14 protein-coding genes are annotated in these 16,332 nt (G+C 67.5%); 8 read left to right on the plus strand and 6 right to left on the minus strand.

What is annotated here, in order from left to right; all coding sequences use genetic code 11:
* Positions 1 to 91 precede the first annotated feature (91 nt).
* Genes phnC through ACP7A5_RS16560 form a run of 4 tightly spaced genes read left to right on the plus strand, consistent with a single transcriptional unit; the run spans position 92 to position 3,823 of the window.
* A complete protein-coding gene (phnC, locus tag ACP7A5_RS16545; protein ID WP_426042938.1) occupies positions 92 to 916 on the plus strand; it encodes a phosphonate ABC transporter ATP-binding protein in 825 nt (274 codons plus the stop codon).
* Positions 913 to 1,914 carry a phosphate/phosphite/phosphonate ABC transporter substrate-binding protein gene (gene phnD, locus ACP7A5_RS16550; protein WP_426042939.1) on the plus strand — a complete coding sequence of 334 codons (1,002 nt, stop codon included), beginning with the start codon at positions 913 to 915 and terminating at the stop codon, positions 1,912 to 1,914. Before phnC ends, phnD begins: the two co-directional genes overlap by 4 nt.
* On the plus strand, positions 1,911 to 2,723 hold the full coding sequence (phnE, locus tag ACP7A5_RS16555; RefSeq protein WP_426042940.1) for a phosphonate ABC transporter, permease protein PhnE: 813 nt from the start codon (positions 1,911 to 1,913) through the stop codon (positions 2,721 to 2,723). The genes phnD and phnE overlap by 4 nt, the downstream gene beginning before the upstream one ends.
* A gap of 35 nt (positions 2,724 to 2,758) precedes the next feature.
* Entirely contained in the window at positions 2,759 to 3,823 is a 1,065-nt protein-coding gene (locus ACP7A5_RS16560) for a substrate-binding domain-containing protein (protein WP_426042941.1), read from the plus strand.
* Positions 3,824 to 4,021: 198 nt separating this feature from the next.
* On the opposite strand, the gene ACP7A5_RS16565 is transcribed toward ACP7A5_RS16560, so the two are convergent.
* Positions 4,022 to 5,107 (minus strand): glycosyltransferase family 4 protein, encoded by a 1,086-nt coding sequence (locus ACP7A5_RS16565; RefSeq protein ID WP_426042942.1) that lies wholly within the window; start codon positions 5,105 to 5,107, stop codon positions 4,022 to 4,024.
* A 115-nt stretch (positions 5,108 to 5,222) separates the two neighbouring features.
* On the opposite strand from ACP7A5_RS16565, the gene putA reads away from it, so the two are divergent.
* Entirely contained in the window at positions 5,223 to 8,351 is a 3,129-nt protein-coding gene (gene putA / locus ACP7A5_RS16570; RefSeq protein ID WP_426042943.1) for a bifunctional proline dehydrogenase/L-glutamate gamma-semialdehyde dehydrogenase PutA, read from the plus strand.
* 45 nt (positions 8,352 to 8,396) lie between these two features.
* Here the strand turns inward: putA and ACP7A5_RS16575 are convergent, their stop codons facing one another.
* Both ACP7A5_RS16575 and ACP7A5_RS16580 read right to left on the minus strand, forming a co-directional pair.
* Complete coding sequence (locus ACP7A5_RS16575; protein WP_426042944.1) at positions 8,397 to 9,314, minus strand: hydroxymethylglutaryl-CoA lyase; 918 nt, start codon at positions 9,312 to 9,314, stop codon at positions 8,397 to 8,399.
* The gene (locus ACP7A5_RS16580; RefSeq protein WP_426042945.1) at positions 9,311 to 11,005 is read right to left on the minus strand and encodes an ArnT family glycosyltransferase; all 1,695 of its coding nucleotides are present in this window, start codon (positions 11,003 to 11,005) and stop codon (positions 9,311 to 9,313) included. Before ACP7A5_RS16580 ends, ACP7A5_RS16575 begins: the two co-directional genes overlap by 4 nt.
* 93 nt (positions 11,006 to 11,098) lie before the next feature.
* On the opposite strand from ACP7A5_RS16580, the gene ACP7A5_RS16585 reads away from it, so the two are divergent.
* On the plus strand, positions 11,099 to 11,830 hold the full coding sequence (locus tag ACP7A5_RS16585; RefSeq protein WP_426042946.1) for a glycosyltransferase family 2 protein: 732 nt from the start codon (positions 11,099 to 11,101) through the stop codon (positions 11,828 to 11,830).
* Positions 11,831 to 11,957: 127 nt separating this feature from the next.
* The gene (locus tag ACP7A5_RS16590) at positions 11,958 to 12,383 is read left to right on the plus strand and encodes a hypothetical protein (protein WP_303696781.1); all 426 of its coding nucleotides are present in this window, start codon (positions 11,958 to 11,960) and stop codon (positions 12,381 to 12,383) included.
* Between the two features lie 178 nt (positions 12,384 to 12,561).
* On the opposite strand, the gene ACP7A5_RS16595 is transcribed toward ACP7A5_RS16590, so the two are convergent.
* The 3 genes from ACP7A5_RS16595 to trhA all read right to left on the minus strand — a co-directional run bounded on the left by ACP7A5_RS16595 (position 12,562) and on the right by trhA (position 14,429).
* Entirely contained in the window at positions 12,562 to 12,924 is a 363-nt protein-coding gene (locus tag ACP7A5_RS16595; protein WP_426042947.1) for a hypothetical protein, read from the minus strand.
* Positions 12,921 to 13,580 carry a polyhydroxyalkanoate synthesis repressor PhaR gene (phaR, locus tag ACP7A5_RS16600; RefSeq protein ID WP_426042948.1) on the minus strand — a complete coding sequence of 220 codons (660 nt, stop codon included), beginning with the start codon at positions 13,578 to 13,580 and terminating at the stop codon, positions 12,921 to 12,923. The genes ACP7A5_RS16595 and phaR overlap by 4 nt, the downstream gene beginning before the upstream one ends.
* A 138-nt stretch (positions 13,581 to 13,718) precedes the next feature.
* Complete coding sequence (gene trhA, locus ACP7A5_RS16605) at positions 13,719 to 14,429, minus strand: PAQR family membrane homeostasis protein TrhA (RefSeq protein WP_426042949.1); 711 nt, start codon at positions 14,427 to 14,429, stop codon at positions 13,719 to 13,721.
* A gap of 181 nt (positions 14,430 to 14,610) precedes the next feature.
* On the opposite strand from trhA, the gene ACP7A5_RS16610 reads away from it, so the two are divergent.
* Complete coding sequence (locus tag ACP7A5_RS16610; RefSeq protein WP_426042950.1) at positions 14,611 to 15,795, plus strand: acetyl-CoA C-acetyltransferase; 1,185 nt, start codon at positions 14,611 to 14,613, stop codon at positions 15,793 to 15,795.
* Positions 15,796 to 16,332 lie beyond the last annotated feature (537 nt).

Genomic DNA, 16,332 nt, shown 5'->3' on the forward strand with positions numbered 1-16,332 from the left:
CGGCGCCGCGGACGTCGTGGCAATAGGGAGGGCCGGAGCGCGCGCGTCGCGTGATCCGGCGCCTGTCCTTCCATCCGCCGTCAGCGAGTTCATGAATTCATCCGCCGCCAGCGCCGCGCCCGGCCCCCTCGTGGCCGGCCTAGTCATGGCCCGCGACGTGTCCAAGACCTTCGGAACCCGGAAGGCGCTGGACGGCGTCTCCGTGTCCGTCGCCGCCGGAGAGATGGTCGCCCTGATCGGTCCGTCCGGCTCGGGCAAGTCCACCCTGTTGCGTTCGATCACCGGCCTGCAGACGATCGACTCGGGGTCGGGCCAGATCGATGTCTTCGGCGTCTGCGTCCAGAAGAACGGCCGCACCACCGGCGCCGTCCGCGCCGCGCGCCAGAAGCTTGGCATGATCTTCCAGCAGTTCAATCTGGTCGGACGGTTGAGCCTCTTCTCCAACGTCATGCTGGGGGCGCTGGGCCGCCTACCCGGCTGGCAGGGTCTGCTGGGGGCCTGGCCGGGCGCCGACAAGGCGCGGGCCATGGCGGCCCTGCACCGGGTGGGTGTCGCCGACTACGCCGCCCAGCGCGCCAACACATTGTCCGGCGGCCAGCAGCAGCGCGGCGCCATCGCCCGTGCCTTGGTCCAGGGCGCCAAGGGGATCCTGGCCGATGAGCCGGTCGCCTCGCTGGACCCGGTCTCCGCCCGCAAGGTGATGGAGTTGCTGGTCGAACTGAACAAGCGCGATGGCCTGGGGGTGATCGTCACCCTGCACCAGGTCGACTACGCCATCCGCTATTGCGACCGGGTGATCGCGCTGAAGGCCGGCAAGGTCGTCTATGACGGCCCGTCGACCAGCCTCGACACCAAGCAACTGATCGATATCTACGGTCCCGAGTTCGAGGACGCGTTCTGGGAAACCAAGGCATGATCTTCGCCTCCTTCACCCGCCGGGCCGGTCTGGTCGGCGCCGCGGTCGTCCTGCTCGGTCTCTCGGCCTGCGGCGGTGACGACGAAACCAAGGCCGGCGCGCCTTCCAAGATCACCTTCTCCATCCTGTCGGCGGAAGGCCAGGCCTCGGCCGGGCCGCTGTGGCAGCCCCTGCTGGAGGACATGTCCACGGCCATCGGCGTGCCGGTGGAGCCGTTCTTCGGTTCGAACTACACCGTGCTGGTCGAGGCCATGCGCGGCAACCAGACCCAGGTCGCCTGGTTCTCGGCCAAGCCGGCGGTCGAGGCCATCGACCGCGCCAACGCAGAGGTGATCGCCCGCACCGTCAACAAGGAAGGGCTGGACAGCTATCGCTCGACCCTGGTCGTTAAGACCGGCTCGGGGATCACGCTGGATCAGGTTTTGGCCTGCGGTAAGCGGTTCGACTTCGGCATCGGCGACGCCCAGTCCACCTCGGGCACGCTGGCCCCGATGGCCTTCCTGTTCAATCCGCGCGGCATCGTCCCGGCCCAGTGTTTTAAGACCGTGCGCTCGGCCAACCACCAGGCCAACGCCTTCGCTGTGGCGACGGGGGTCGTCGATGTGGCGACCTCGAACACCGTCAACACCGTCTTCCTGAACCGCCAGAACCCGGCCATTGCGGCCCAGATCACCGAGATCTGGCAGTCCCCGCCGATCCCGGAATCTGGCATCCTGGTGCGCGGCGATCTCGATCCCGCCATCAAGGAAAAGATCCGCAGCTTCTTTCTGACCTACGGCCAGGGCGAAGGCGTCGAGGCCGACCGTCAGCGCCGCGTGCTGGCCGGGCTGGAGTATTCACAGTTCCGTGCCGCGGACGACAATTATCTGAACCCGATCCGCGAGATGGTCGCCGACCAGCAGCTGACCGAGGCGCGCGAGAAGGGTGACACCGCCGCCGTCACCGCCGCCGAGGCCGAGCTGCAGCGCCTGCGCGTCCTCCGTGAGGTTCAGCCTTGACCGACGCCGCGCATGCCGCCGGCGCGATCCCGAAGGCGCCCCGGAAGTCGCTGGGCGCCTGGGCGCTCGACGTCCTGATCTGGGGCGGCGTCCTGGTGCTGCTGGTCTATAGCGTCGGCGACGTCGATCTGGGCAATATTGGCAAGCTGTTCAGCAACGCCGAAAGCACCCAGACCTTCGCCAGGGAACTGTTGCGTCCCGACTTCACCGACTGGCGCATCTTCGTCGAGAAGATGTGGGAGACGATTCAGATCGCCCTCTGGGGGACGTTCATCGCCGTGTTCGCGGCCGTCCCGATGGGGCTGGCGGCAGCACGCAACGTGTCTCCGGTCTGGGTTGTCACGCCGGTTCGCTGGCTGATGAACCTGCTACGCTCCATTCCCGATCTGGTCATTGGTCTGCTATTCGTCGTGGCAGTGGGCCTCGGCCCGTTGCCCGGCGTTCTGGCCATCGCCCTGAACACCGCCGGCGTGCTGGCCAAGCTGTTCTCGGAAGCCGTGGAGTCGATCGACAAGGGTCCCGTCGAGGGCGTTCGCGCCACCGGCGCCACCAAGCTCCATGAAATCGTCTGGGGCGTCATCCCCCAGGTCGCGCCGCTGTGGACGTCGTTCGCCCTCTACCGGTTCGAGTCCAACAGCCGATCGGCCACCGTGCTGGGTCTGATCGGCGCGGGCGGCATCGGCCAGGTGCTGTTCGACCGGATGAACGCCTTCGACTTCCGCGACGTGTCCGCCATCGTCGTGGTCGTGGTCATCGCCGTGACCCTGATCGACATGCTGTCACAGGCCATGCGCAAACGTCTGCTTTAAGCGTCGCAACTTCGCTTCGCCCGAGAGACCGCCTGATGTCGTCCATCCTGCCTCGCCGGCTTTTCGTCGCCGGAACTGCCGTTATGGCCCTGACCGTCGCCGGCTGCGGCGAGGGCGGAGGCCAGCGCAACGGCATATGGGCGGCCGGGTCCTCGACCGTCTTTCCGTTCGCGACGCGGGTGGCCGAGAATTTCGGGCGCAACAATCCGGAAGGCGCTCCGCCTCGCGTCGAGGCCCTGGGCACCGGCGGCGGCATCCAGGCCTTCTGTCTGGGCCTCGGACCCTCGACGCCCGACATCGCCAACGCCTCCCGGCCGATGAAACAGTCCGAGTTCGACAAATGCGCCGCGAACGGCGTCACCGAGATCGTCGAGTTGAAGATCGGCTACGACGGCATCGTCGTCGCCACGGCGCGCAACGGCGCCAGCTTCGACTTCCAGCTCGATGACCTCTACGAAGGCCTGGCCAAGGAGGCGCCCGGCCCGAACGGGACCTTCGTGCCCAATCCGGCCCGGACCTGGTCCGACATCAATCCGGCCCTGCCGAACCAGCGCATCCAGGTCTATGGCCCTCCGCCGACCTCAGGCACGCGCGACGCCTTCCTGGAATTGGGCATGACTCCGGGCGCCAAGCTGATCCCTGCGGTCGCCGCGGTCGAGGAGCAGGACAAGGACCGGTTCGAGGCCCTGGCCCATACAGTGCGCGAGGACGGCGCCTGGGTCGACTCAGGCGAGAACGACAACGCCATCCTGCAGACCCTGACCCGGACGCCGGGGTCGCTGGGCGTGTTCGGCTATTCATTCCTTGAGCAGAACATGGACACGGTGAAGGCCGAGACCATCGACGGCGTCTATCCGACGCCGGAGAACATCGCCAACGCGACCTATCCGTTGGCCCGCAGCCTCTACATCTATGTGAAGAAGGCCCACATCGGCGTGACGCCGGGTCTGCAGGAGTTCCTGATCGAGTTCACGTCCGAGGCGGCCGTAGGACAGGGCGGCTATCTGCAGGACCGCGGTCTGGTGCCCCTCCCGGAGCCCGAACTGGTGCAGCAACGCGCCATCGCCACGGCCCTGACTCCGATGGCGCGGCCCGAGTAGTCAAACTCGCCGGACTCCGGGACACGGAGTCCAGATAGTCCACAGAGTCCCGGGCAGCGCTCCGTTCGAGAAGATGTCAAAGACCAGCCCGCAGGATACCACGGCCCAGAACCGTGGTGGGGATAGAGCCCTGCCGGCGAGAAATAGTCTTTGAAAACCGTCGTGTGCGCGGTCGCAGGATGATGGGTCAGCGGGCGGTCAGGCCGCGGCGCGGCGCCGGACACGGGCGATGCGACGAAGGCGGCGCCAGAAGCGTCCGCGCTCGGGCTCCGGATAGGGCTCGAGGTTCTGCACGAACTGCTCGGCCGAGGCGCGCCAGCTGAACTTCTCGGCATAGGCGCGGGTGGCGGCGCGGTCGCACTTCAGCGCCTCGAGGCAGGCCGTTCGCAGGTCCGCGTCGATGGCGCCGGCGTTGGAGCCGGGAACCAGGTCGATGGGGCCGTGGGCCGGATAGGCCGCGACAGGGGTGCCGGTGGCCATGGCCTCCAGGATCACCAGGCCGAAGGTGTCGGTCCAACTGGGGAAGACGAAGACATCCGCGTCGCGGAAACAGCGGGCCAGTTCCTCGCCAAACCGGGCGCCGAGGAATTTCGCCTCGGGATAGCGGTGCTGCAGATCCGCGCGGGCGGGGCCGTCGCCGACCACGATCTTGGTGCCGGGCAGGTCGGTCTCGAGGAAGGATTCGATGTTCTTCTCGACGGCGACGCGTCCGACGTTCAGCCAGAACGGCCGTGGCCACTCCTTGCCGCCCAGGTCGTCAAAAATGCGCTCCAGATCCGGCCGGAACTGGTCCGTGTCGACACCCCGCGACCAGGGCGAGATGTTCTTGAACCCGTGCTCCTCGAGTTCCTTCTTCAGCGTCGGGGTGGCGACCATCAGCCGGCCCGACGGCTTGTGGAACCACTTCATATAGGCGTAGCCGACCTGCACCGGGACGGGGAAGCGGGCGGAAATATATTCGGGGAATTTCGTATGATAGCTGGTCGTGAAGGGCAGTTTCCACTCGACGCAGATGCGCCGGGTGGCGATGCCGATCGGCCCCTCGGTGGCGATGTGGACAGCGTCGGGTTCGATCGCGCGCAGGCGCTCGCGGATCTCTTCCTCGGCGCCAAGAGCCAGACGGATCTCAGGATAGGTCGGCGCCGCGATGGTGCGGAACTGGCTCGGCTCAATGACCTCGACCTCGTGACCCATGGCACGGCATTCCGCGACGGTGCGGGTCAGGGTGCGGACGACGCCGTTGACCTGGGGCTCCCAGGCGTCAGTGGCCAGAACGATGCGCATGGATAGGCGGCGGCTCTCACCGTGGCGGGGCGATGAGCATTAGCCTCTTGTTTCGAGGAATGCGAGATGTCGCGGCCCCTCCCGTTCCGACGCGGAAGGGTTTATGTGCGCGGCCATGAACGCACACGTCACGCCACCGGTCGCCCTCTCCCAGGACTGGGACACGCTCGACCACGGCAAGTTCGCCGACGAGCCCTCGACTGTCCGGGCGCTGCTGACCGCCTCTCCGCTCGACTCCGCCGCCCGCCGGGCCGTCGTGGACGAGGCCGTCCGCCTGGTCGAGCAGGCGCGCAAGAGCCAGAAGAAGCAGGGGGTGGTGGAGAGCTTCCTGCAGGAATTCTCACTGGGCACCCGCGAGGGTCTGGCCCTGATGTGCCTCGCCGAAGCCCTGCTGCGCACGCCGGACGAGGACACGCGCGACCGGCTGATCGCCGAGAAGATCGGGTCGGCCGACTGGGCGTCGCACCTCGGCCAGTCCGACAGCCTGTTCGTCAACGCCTCGACATGGGGCCTGATGCTGACCGGCAAGCTGGTCGACGCCGACGAACAGGCCAAGACCGACCTGCCGGGCTTCCTGACCCGCGTCGCCGGGCGTCTAGGCGAGCCGGTTATCCGTCAGGCCGTGGCCGCGGCCGTCCGCATCATGGGCGAGCAGTTCGTGGTCGGGCGCACCATCGAGGCGGCGCTGAGGCGGTCGAACCGCGAGGGCTGGCTGTGCAGTTTCGACATGCTGGGCGAGGGCGCCCGCACCGCCGCCGACGCCGAGCGCTATGAAAAGATCTACGCCGACGCGATCACCGCCGTGGGCAAGACAGCCAGGGGGCAGGGGCCGGAGGCCGGACACGGCGTCTCGGTCAAGCTGTCGGCCCTGTCGCCGCGCTATGAGGCGACGCATGAAGGCCGGGTCTGGGACGAGCTCTACCCGCGCATCAAGCGGCTGGCCCTGATCGCGGCGCGCGCCGACATCAACTTCACCATGGACGCAGAAGAGGCGGACCGGCTGGCCCTGTCGCTGAAGCTGCTGGACCGGCTGGCGAACGAGCCGGAACTGGGCGGCTGGTCGGGGCTGGGTCTGGCCGTGCAGGCCTATCAAAAGCGCGGACCGGAGGCGATCGCACGGATCGCCGAGCTGGCGCGGACGTCGAAGCGGCGGCTGATGGTGCGGCTGGTCAAGGGCGCCTACTGGGACACCGAGATCAAGCGGGCCCAGGTCATGGGCCGAACCGACTATCCGGTGTTCACCACCAAGGCAGCGACGGACCTGAATTATCTGGTCTGCGCCCGCGCCATGATCGACGCGGCGCCGCATCTGTATTCGCAGTTCGCGACCCACAACGCCCACTCGCTCGCGGCCGTGCACGACATGGCCAGGGAGGCCGGGGTCAAGATCGAGTTCCAGCGCCTGCACGGCATGGGCGAGGCCCTCTATGACGCCGCCGCCGAGACCTTGGGGCCGATGACCGTGCGCGCCTATGCTCCCGTCGGGGGCCACGAGGACCTGCTGCCCTATCTGGTTCGTCGCCTGCTGGAGAACGGGGCCAACTCGTCGTTCGTCCACGCCCTGCTGGACGAGCGGGTGCCGGCCTCGGCAGTCGCCGCCGACCCCATCGCCTCGGTCGAGGCCCACCCTGACCGCCACGCCAAGATCCCCACGCCCAAGGACATGTACATGGACCGCCAGAACTCGCTCGGCCGCGACTATTCGCAGAAGGTCGACCGCGAGCGGCACGCCGCCGCCCTGCAGAAGGTCGATGCGGAAAAGCTGACCTCCGGCCCCATCGTCGGCGGCAAGCTGATGGCCGGGACGAACGCCCAGGCCGTGACCAATCCCTATGACCGCTCGCAGGTGCTGGGCCATGTGTCGGAGGCTTCGACGCAGGACATCGACAATGCGGCCGATGCCGCGGCGAAAGCGCAGATCGTCTGGGATCGCTCGGGCGGATCGCGCCGGGCGCCGGTGCTGCGGGCCATGGCCGATGCGCTGGAAGCCGACATGGACCGGCTGGTGGCGCTGCTGTCGCGGGAAGCCGGAAAAACGCTGAACGACGGCGTCGCCGAGGTGCGGGAGGCCGCCGACTTCTGCCGCTACTACGCCATGCTGGCCGAGAAGGATTTCGGCGGGCCGCAGATCCTGAACGGGCCGGTGGGCGAGACCAACCGGCTGGTCCTGCACGGACGCGGCGTCTTCGCCTGCATCAGCCCTTGGAACTTCCCCCTCGCCATCTTCACCGGCCAGATCGCGGCGGCCCTGGCGGCCGGCAATGCCGTGCTGGCCAAGCCTGCGGAACAGACGCCTCTGGTCGCGGCGGAGGCCGTGCGGCTCTATTACAAGGCGGGGCTGAACCCGGACCTGCTGGCCCTTGTGCCGGGCCGAGGCGAGACGGTCGGCGCGGCGCTCGTTTCGCATCCGGGGATCGACGGCGTCGCCTTCACCGGCGGCACGGACACGGCCGCCGCCATCAACCGCTCGATCGCGGCGCGGCCGGGGGCCATCATCCCGTTCATCGCCGAGACGGGCGGGCTGAACGGTATGTTCGTGGACACGACGGCCCTGCGCGAACAGGTCATCGACGACGTGATCTCGTCTGCCTTTGGATCGGCCGGGCAGCGGTGTTCGGCGCTGCGGGTGCTGTATGCGCCCAGGGAGTCGGCCGACAGCCTGATCGAAGGCCTGAAGGGCGCACTGGCGGCCCAGGTGCTGGGCGATCCGTCCGATCCGGCTTCGGACATCGGCCCCGTGATCGACACCGAGAGCCGCAAGGCCCTGGAGGCTCATGTCGAGCGCCTGGGCAAGGATGCGAAGATCGTGGCCCGCGCCATGATGCCCGAGGGCTCGGAGCGCGGCGACCTGTTCGCCCCGACGATCGCCGAGATTCCGACCCCGGACTATCTCGAGCGTGAGATATTCGGCCCGATCCTGCACGTCTGTCGCTATGATCCGAAAGACCTGAAGTCGGTGGCCCGCAAGCTGGCGGCGCGCGGATATGGTCTGACCCTGGGCGTGCACTCAAGGATCGAGGCTTTCGCCGAAGAGGTCATCGAACTGGTTCCTGCGGGCAACGTCTACATCAACAGAGGCGTCACCGGCGCAGTGGTCGGGGTCCAGCCGTTCGGCGGCGAGGGCCTTTCCGGCACGGGGCCCAAGGCGGGAGGGCCTAACAGCCTGATCCGCTATGCGTCGGAAAAGGCCATCTCAAACAACATTTCGGCCCAGGGCGGAGACCCGGCACTGCTGAACTTGTGATTGATGTCTCCCCCCGTCGCCGCTCGGCGATGGGGAGGAGACGGGTTACCCAGGCCAGCCGCCCGCGCGGCTGAGGGCGCTGGGGGCGGGCCGGCCGATCTTCTCGCCGATCCAGCGGGCGGTCCCAATCAGGGCGTCGAGGTCGTAGCCGGTCGAATAGCCGGCGCGCTCCAGCATGTAGACGAGATCCTCGGTGGCGACATTGCCCGTGGCGCCGGGGGCGAAGGGACAGCCGCCGATGCCGCCGACCGAGGCGTCCAGGACATCGACGCCGGCCTCGACCCCCGCGTAGGCATTGGCGACGCCAGTATTGCGGGTGTCATGGAAATGCAGGCGCAGGACGGCGTCCGGCGCGACGGCCTTGGCGGCCTCGACCGTCTTTGTCACGCTCCACGGGTCGCCGACGCCGATGGTGTCGGCCAGGCCGATCTCGGCGACGCCGAGAGCCGCGAGTTCGCCGACCAGATCGCTGACCTGACCGACCGAGACCTCGCCGTCGAAGGGGCAGCCCCAGACGCAGCTGAGGGTGGCCGAGAGGGCGGGAACGGGCGTGTCTGCGCCGTCCGAGTTGTGACGCCGGGCGAGGATGTCGGACAGCATCGCCACCTGATCGCGCACGGCCAGACCCTGGTTCTTCAGGCCGAAGCCGTCGGTGACGGAGAGGGAGACGTTGACCTCGTCGACGCCGGTCCCGAGCGCCCGGTCATAGCCCTTGCCGTTGAGGACGAGGCCGATGCGGCTGCGACCCGGGGTCGGGGACAGGGCAGCCATGACGTCTTCCGCGCCGGCCATCTGGGGCACCAGTCTCGGATGGACGAAGCTGACCGCCTCGATGCGACGGGCGCCGGCGGCCTCCAGGCGCAGAACCAGGTCGGCGCGGACGGACGGGTCGAGAATGGCCTTCTCGTTCTGGAGGCCGTCGCGGGGGCCGACCTCGATGATCTGTATCGGACGGAAGCTCACCGGGGAGGGGCCTGACCCGTGGGTGCGCCCGGTGGCGCATAGACGGTCAGGCGGACATCGTCGCCGCTGGAATAGTTGTGACCGGTGACCACGCCGACCACGCGGCCGGGCACGCCGGTCTGGGCCGTCGCCTGACGGAAGGCCTCGTCGTCGCCGGCCTCGATGATGGCGGGGCGGCCCTCGGCCAGGGCGCGGGCGGCGCCGGCGGCGTCGGTCAACTGGGTATCGCGCCCGGTGACGAAGACGAAGCTGGGCTCATGGAAGGTGGTGATGGCGACGGGGCCGGGCGTCAGGCCCTGACGCGGCGACAGGCCGTTCTGCTCCAGCATGGTCTCCAGCCGGGGAGCGATGGACAGGGGACGCAACTGGCGCAGAGTGCCCGCGAGCGCTCCGTGGGCGACGATGCCGAAGCCCAGGGCGATCAGCACGCCGGTGACGGCCGCGCGATTGAGCAGCAGGAAGCCGCCGATCAGGGCGGCCATGACAGCGCAGACGACGGTGATCGTCGCCCAGGTCTGGGCCGTCGAGGTGCCGAACGCGGTCAGACCGTAGACGGTGATCCCGCTGACCACCACGGCGCCGAAGACCGCGAGACCGGCGCCGCTCCAGCGCGAGACCTTGCCGATCGGTCGGGTCAGGGCGGCGGCCATCAACAGAGCCAGCGCGGCGAAGGTGGGCAGGGTGTAGTGCGGCAGCTTGGTCGGTGCGATCTCGAAGATCAGCCAGCAGGGCACCACCCAGCAGACGAGGAAGCGGATCGCAGGCTCGGCGCGGCGGCTCCAGCCCGTGGACAGGGCGGCGGGCAGGATCAGGGTGGCGGGGAACAGCAGAACGGGCGCGATCAGGGCGTACATGCCCGGGAAGCCGCCGTGGCTTTCGGCTGCGCCGGTGACTTTCGAGCCAAGATCATTGCCGATGGCTTCGCGCCAGAAGCCGCCGTCGGTGGTGATGGTGACCGCGATGGCCCAGGGACCGACGATCAGCACGAGCAGGGGCACGCCCCAGCCCCAGCCCAGCCGCTTCAGCCAGGCCCATTGACGGTCCCACAGGCACAGCATGAGGACGGCCGGAATGACCACCAGCAAGCCAATGGGGCCCTTGACCAGGATGGACAGGCCCAACCCGCCCCAGAGCATCAACTTCCACAGACGCTGGGTCGGATCGCCTTTGACCAGTGGCGTGGCGCGGGAGGCCATATAGAGACGCGCGAGGCCGGCCATGGCCAGGGTCACCGCGCCGCACAGCATGGCGTCGGTCTTGGCGATCCCCGCCTCGGACGACAGAAGGAAGGTCGCGCCCAGCATGGCTCCGCCGAGGAAGCCGGCTCTGGCGCCGAACAATGCCGTCCCGACCCATGCGCAGGCCCAGGCGGCCAGCATCGCCCCGATGATAGAAGGGATGCGGTAGGGAGCGATATCGCGGTTCTCGACCTTGGAGGTCAGGCCCACGGCCACGGCCTGCATCCAGTAGATGCCGATGGGCTTCTTCCAGCGCGGATCATCCTGGAAGCGGATGTCGACATAGTCGCCGCTCTCCAGCATCTGCGAAGTCGCCTGTGCGTAGCGGCTTTCGTCGCGGTCCAGCGGCGGAAGGAGCAGCAGGCTGGGCAGGCCGGCGATCAGGGCGACGAGCGCCGCCAGCAGGGGGCCGCGCCAGCCGGCGACATATCGATCCAGGTTCGGGCGCGTCATGAGATCGTTCCTAACACGGCGATTGCGCAGGCGTCAGCGGCTCGACATCGCCGACCGTGGCGCGAAACCGGGTTTTGCGTCTAGAGAGCAAGGATGCAGAGCGCCGAGACTCCTCAGATCTCCATCGTCGTGCCGGTCCACAACGAGTCCGGCGCGGCCGGGCCGCTGGCGCGCGAGATCGCCGCGGCCTTCGGCGGGCGGGCGCACGAGATCATTTTTGTCGACGACGCCAGTCGCGATACGACGCTTGCCGAACTGAAGGCCCTGATGGCCGAACTGCCGACGCTGCGGGTGCTGGCCCACGCGACCAATGCTGGTCAGAGCCGGGCGGTGCGGACGGGCGTGCTGGCCGCGCGGGCGCCGATCGTGGTCACCCTCGACGGCGACGGCCAGAACCCGCCCGAGGATGGGCCGAAACTTGCCGATGCCCTGATAGCCGCCCCGCCGCAGGTCGCCCTGGTCGGCGGCGTGCGCCAGAAGCGCCAGGACTCCGAGGCCAAGCTGTGGGCCTCGCGCTGGGCCAACCGGATCAGGAAGCGGCTGCTGAGCGATGACGCCGACGACACGGGCTGCGGGCTGAAGGCCTTCCGCCGCGATGTCTTCCTGCGGCTTCCCTATTTCGATCACGTGCACCGCTACCTGCCGGCGCTGGTGATCCGCGAGGGTTACGAGAACCGGTACCTGCCGATCGGCCACCGCCACCGCGAGACGGGGCAGTCAAAATACACGAACTGGGGACGTCTGAAGGCCTCGTTCTCGGACCTTCTGGGCGTGATGTGGCTGAAGAGCCGGTCGCGCAGGCCCGGGGCCATCAGCGAGTTCTAGCGCGCAGGCAGCGAGTCGCCGCGTGGTGAGCGATAGCGCCCCAAAGAGGCGACAGCCGTAGCGGTGTGGAGCGAACGGGAGTATCCGTCTTTAACAAGCTGCGCCGTTCCAACGCGAGACACAGACCATGCTGATCGCACTGCCCCTGCTGGTCATTCCAGTGATCCTGTACAACATCGTCGTGCTGTCCGGACTGGGTGGCGGCGGTCTGGCGGCGGCGGACGAAGCGTTGCGCCAGTCGCTGTTTTCGATCCCGATGGCCTCGGGCGCGAGCTGGAATGTCGGCATCGGCGACCTGATCCTGTTCCTGTCGCTGATCCTTCTGTTCTTCGAACTGCTGAAGTCGACGTCGAGCCAGAAGGTGGCGATCGTCAATCACGCCCTGTCGATGATCCTGTTCGTCATCTGCCTGGTCGAGTTCCTGCTGGTGCGCGGGTTCGCGACCTCGACCTTCTTCCTGATCGTGACCATGGTCATGCTGGACGTGCTCGCCGGGTTCATTGTGACCATCATCTCGGCGCGCAAGGACCTGGACTTCGGGGCAGGCGCTTGATCCCCGGGGCCTAACCTTGGCGGAAAACCCCTGACACTTTTCCGGGTCAGGCCCTAGATCAGGGCGGCGAAGATCAGCGAGACGACGATCACATCGAAGGTCTTGGCGGCGAAGGCGAGGGTCATGGCGGCGTCCGAAGGCGAGAGGTCCCCTTGTTCGCTGCAAGCCTCGGGCCAGCTCAGAGTTCGGTCTTTTTGATCAGTCCGGCGGGGGGACGACGGTCCTTTTCGCCTGAATATTCTGCGCCGAGGTAGCTGGCGCGGGCCGCATCCATCACCGGCGGACCCCCTTTGAGGCCTTTGCGCTGACCGGTCTGGCCCATCATCTGTGCGGCGAAGGCGGCCGCCGGATCCAGAGGGCTGGTGTCGGCGGGCGTGGTCGACGCGGCAGGGCTTGCCGGGTCAGGGATCTCATCGACGACCTTGCCGACCGGAACCAGCTCGCGGCTGGAGGAGGCGGCGCGGCGTTCGGCCTCGCGCCGCTGGGCCGCGCGACGGTCGCGGCCCTCGACCGGTCCGACAGGGCGGACGCCCTCGGTCACGGCTTGCCAGAGCCCTGGGCGGAGCCTGCGATGCGGTCGATCTGGGCGCGCATCTCGTCCATCTGGCGGCGCATCTCGTCCATGGCGGAGTTCGCCGAAGGCTGCGCCGCAGGGGCGGCCTGGGCCGGAGTCTCGCCGTCTGTGCGGCCATAGGCGAAGGGCGGGAACATCTTCATGGCGTTCTGGAACATGGCCATGTTCTGCTTGACCGCCGACTCCATCAGGCCGCCGGTCATCAGGCCGACCGCCGGCGTGGCGCCGAAGGTCTTGGTCACCTGTTCGCGGAACTGCTCCTGCTGGCGCGAAAAATTCTCCAGCGACATCTCAAGATAGGAGGGCAGGACGCCTTCCATATGGCCGCCGTAGAAGCCGATCAGCTGACGCAGGAACTGGACGGGCAGCAGCGCCTGGCCCCGACTCTCTTCCTCGAAGATGATCTGGGTCAGGATCTGACGCGTCAGCTCCTCATTGGTCTTGGCGTCGAAGACGACGAAATCAACGCCTTCGCGGACCATCTTGGCGAGGTCCTCGAGCGTGACGTAGGTCGACGTCGAGGTGTTGTAGAGCCTGCGGTTGGCGTATTTCTTGATGACCACCGGCTCGCCGTTTCTGGCGCTGTCCTTGGTCTTTCTGCCCTGGGTCGTGCTGTCGGCCACTGGAGTGTCCTTGTTGGCGTCTTTTGCTGGGTCGCGAGATCGAACCGAAAAAGTCTTCAACCTTTCCTGATCTCACTCCGTGCGCCCGTTATCCCGCACTGCGATGCAACGCGCCAGTGGGCATGTGACCGTTCCGTGTCAGCCGAGGTTGGGCGCCAGGACGACGCCGACGAGGACCGCCGCCCAGTGAACGCCCGCACCCGCCACCACGAACCCGTGCCAGATGGCCCGACGGTACTTCAGCTTGGGTGAGATGAAGAAGAAGACCCCGGCCGTGTAGATCAGCCCGCCAAGCACCAGCAGGCCGAGCGCGATGGGGTGGACGGTATCGATCATCGGTTTCAGCGCGATCACCGCCAGCCAGCCAAAGAGGACATAGACCCCGCTCCAGAAGGCGTCGGAGATGCGCGGCGCGACCAGCTTGGCCGCCACACCCGCGAAGGCGATGGTCCAGACAACGAGGGTAAAGCTGATGGACCACCAGCCCTCGAACCTCTGGGTCGTGAAGGGGGTGTAGGAACCCGCGATCATCAGGAAGATGGCGGCCTCGTCCAGACGGCGCAGGACTGGCCGGGCGGCGCAGGGACGGGTCAGGTTGTAGATCGTCGAACAGGTCAGCATGGCGATCAGGCACAGGGCGTAGATCGCCGTGGCGAAGACTGCGCCGAAGCCGGCGTAGAAGGCCGACAGGATCGCCAGGGCGATGCCGCCGACGGCCGCCAGGGTCAGGCCGACGACATGGACCACCAGATCGGCTGTGTGTTCGGATCGCGACTGATAGTGCTCCTCCAGATCGATCTGATCCGGGGTGCATATGCGTCGGGCGTGGCGCTTGAGAAGAGTCAGCATCGTCCCACCTAAGTCGGCGTTGAGCCGATCGTTCCGAGGAATATGGGTCGCCGCCATGACTATCGCCTGAACGGCGAGGCCGGACGTGACGAAACCGCGCGGATGCGGCAGAAACGCCACGCAAGGTTTCGAGGAGCCTAAGGGGCGGTCGCCCTGTTGAGACTCCAGCAAGGATAAATTCATGAGCGCCGCCACCGAAGTCGTCATCGTTTCCGCCGCCCGCACGCCGGTCGGTTCTTTCCTGGGCGGACTGTCCAGCCTGCCGGCTTCGAAGCTGGGCGAGATCGCGATCAAGGCGGCGCTTGAGCGGGCAGGGGTTTCGCCGGCCGATGTCGACGAGGTCATCCTTGGGCATGTGCTGCAGGCCGCGGCCGGTCAGGGGCCCGCCAGACAGGCCTCGATGGGGGCGGGCATCCCGCAGGAAACCCCGGCCTGGAGCCTGAACCAGATCTGTGGCTCGGGCCTGCGGGCGGTGGCCCTGGGCTATCAGCAGATCGCCCTGGGCGATGCGAAGATCATCGTCGCAGGCGGTCAGGAGAGCATGAGCCAGGCGCCGCACGCCCAGCACCTGCGTACCGGCCACAAGATGGGGGACCTCGCCTTCACCGACACCATGATCAAGGATGGGCTGTGGGACGCCTTCAACGGCTATCACATGGGCCAGACGGCCGAGAACGTCGCCGAGACGTTCCAGATCAGCCGCGCCGCCCAGGATGAATTCGCCCTGGCCAGCCAGCACAAGGCCGAGGCGGCGCAGAAGGCGGGCAAGTTCGACGAGGAGATCGTTCCGGTCGTGATCCCCGGCCGCAAGGGCGACGTCACCGTCGACAAGGACGAATACATCCGTCACGGCGCGACCCTGGAATCCATGGAGAAGCTGAAGCCCGCCTTCAGCAAGGAAGGGTCGGTGACCGCGGCCAACGCCTCGGGCCTCAACGACGGCGCGGCGGCCCTGGTGCTGATGTCGGCCGATGAGGCGAAGGCGCGCGGGCTGGAGCCTCTGGCGACCATCCGCTCGTGGGCCTCGGCGGGCGTCGATCCGGCGATCATGGGCACGGGTCCGATCCCGGCCTCGAGGAAGGCGCTGGAGAAGGCGGGCTGGACCGTCGCCGATCTGGATCGCGTCGAGTCGAACGAGGCCTTCGCCGCCCAGAGCCTGTGCGTGCTGAAGGAGCTGGGGCTGGACCCGGCCAAGGTGAACGTCAACGGCGGCGCCGTCGCCATCGGCCACCCGATCGGGGCGTCCGGCGCGCGCATCCTGACGACCCTGCTGTACGAACTGAAGCGTTCGGGCGGCAAGAAGGGACTGGCGACGCTCTGCATCGGCGGCGGCATGGGCGTGGCCATGTGCGTGGAGCGGGTCTGACGGGTTTCCGGACTCCAAAACACCGTCCGAAGCGTCCGGAAGCGTGTGGGGCGCGACTCCAGAATAGACTCGACAGAGTCGACAGAGTCGCGCCGCTGGTTGGGGAGGTCCCGGACATCGGGACAGTGTGCGCCCGTTTTCAGGGGTGATTGATAAAAGGCGTTTCGTCAGGGCCGGGCGTTGAAATCGCAGGCGGATTCGGACGATCCGTTGATGGGTATGACCTGATTTCCTTCTCCCCTTGCGGGAGAAGGTGGCAGCCGAAGGCTGACGGATGAGGGGTCACGCCGGCGGCTGAAGTGATGACTTGCAAGACTCTTCGGCCAGAGCTCGGCGTGACCCCTTGTGTCTTTGCTTTCATTGTAGAGTGCGGATGCGGGCGGCTGTTCGCGCAGCCGCCCGCCGCGGCCTTGAACCTGTGTGCCCCTTGGCCCTTTGAGGCCGTGGGTGAGCCTGGGTCAGGCTGTGATCTTCCAAACCCGAACAGTTGCACGGGACCTGGATCCCGCACTGGCAAGGAAGGGTCGCAAGATGACA

Source organism: Brevundimonas sp. TWP2-3-4b1, from assembly GCF_049897665.1.
GTDB lineage: Bacteria > Pseudomonadota > Alphaproteobacteria > Caulobacterales > Caulobacteraceae > Brevundimonas > Brevundimonas subvibrioides_B.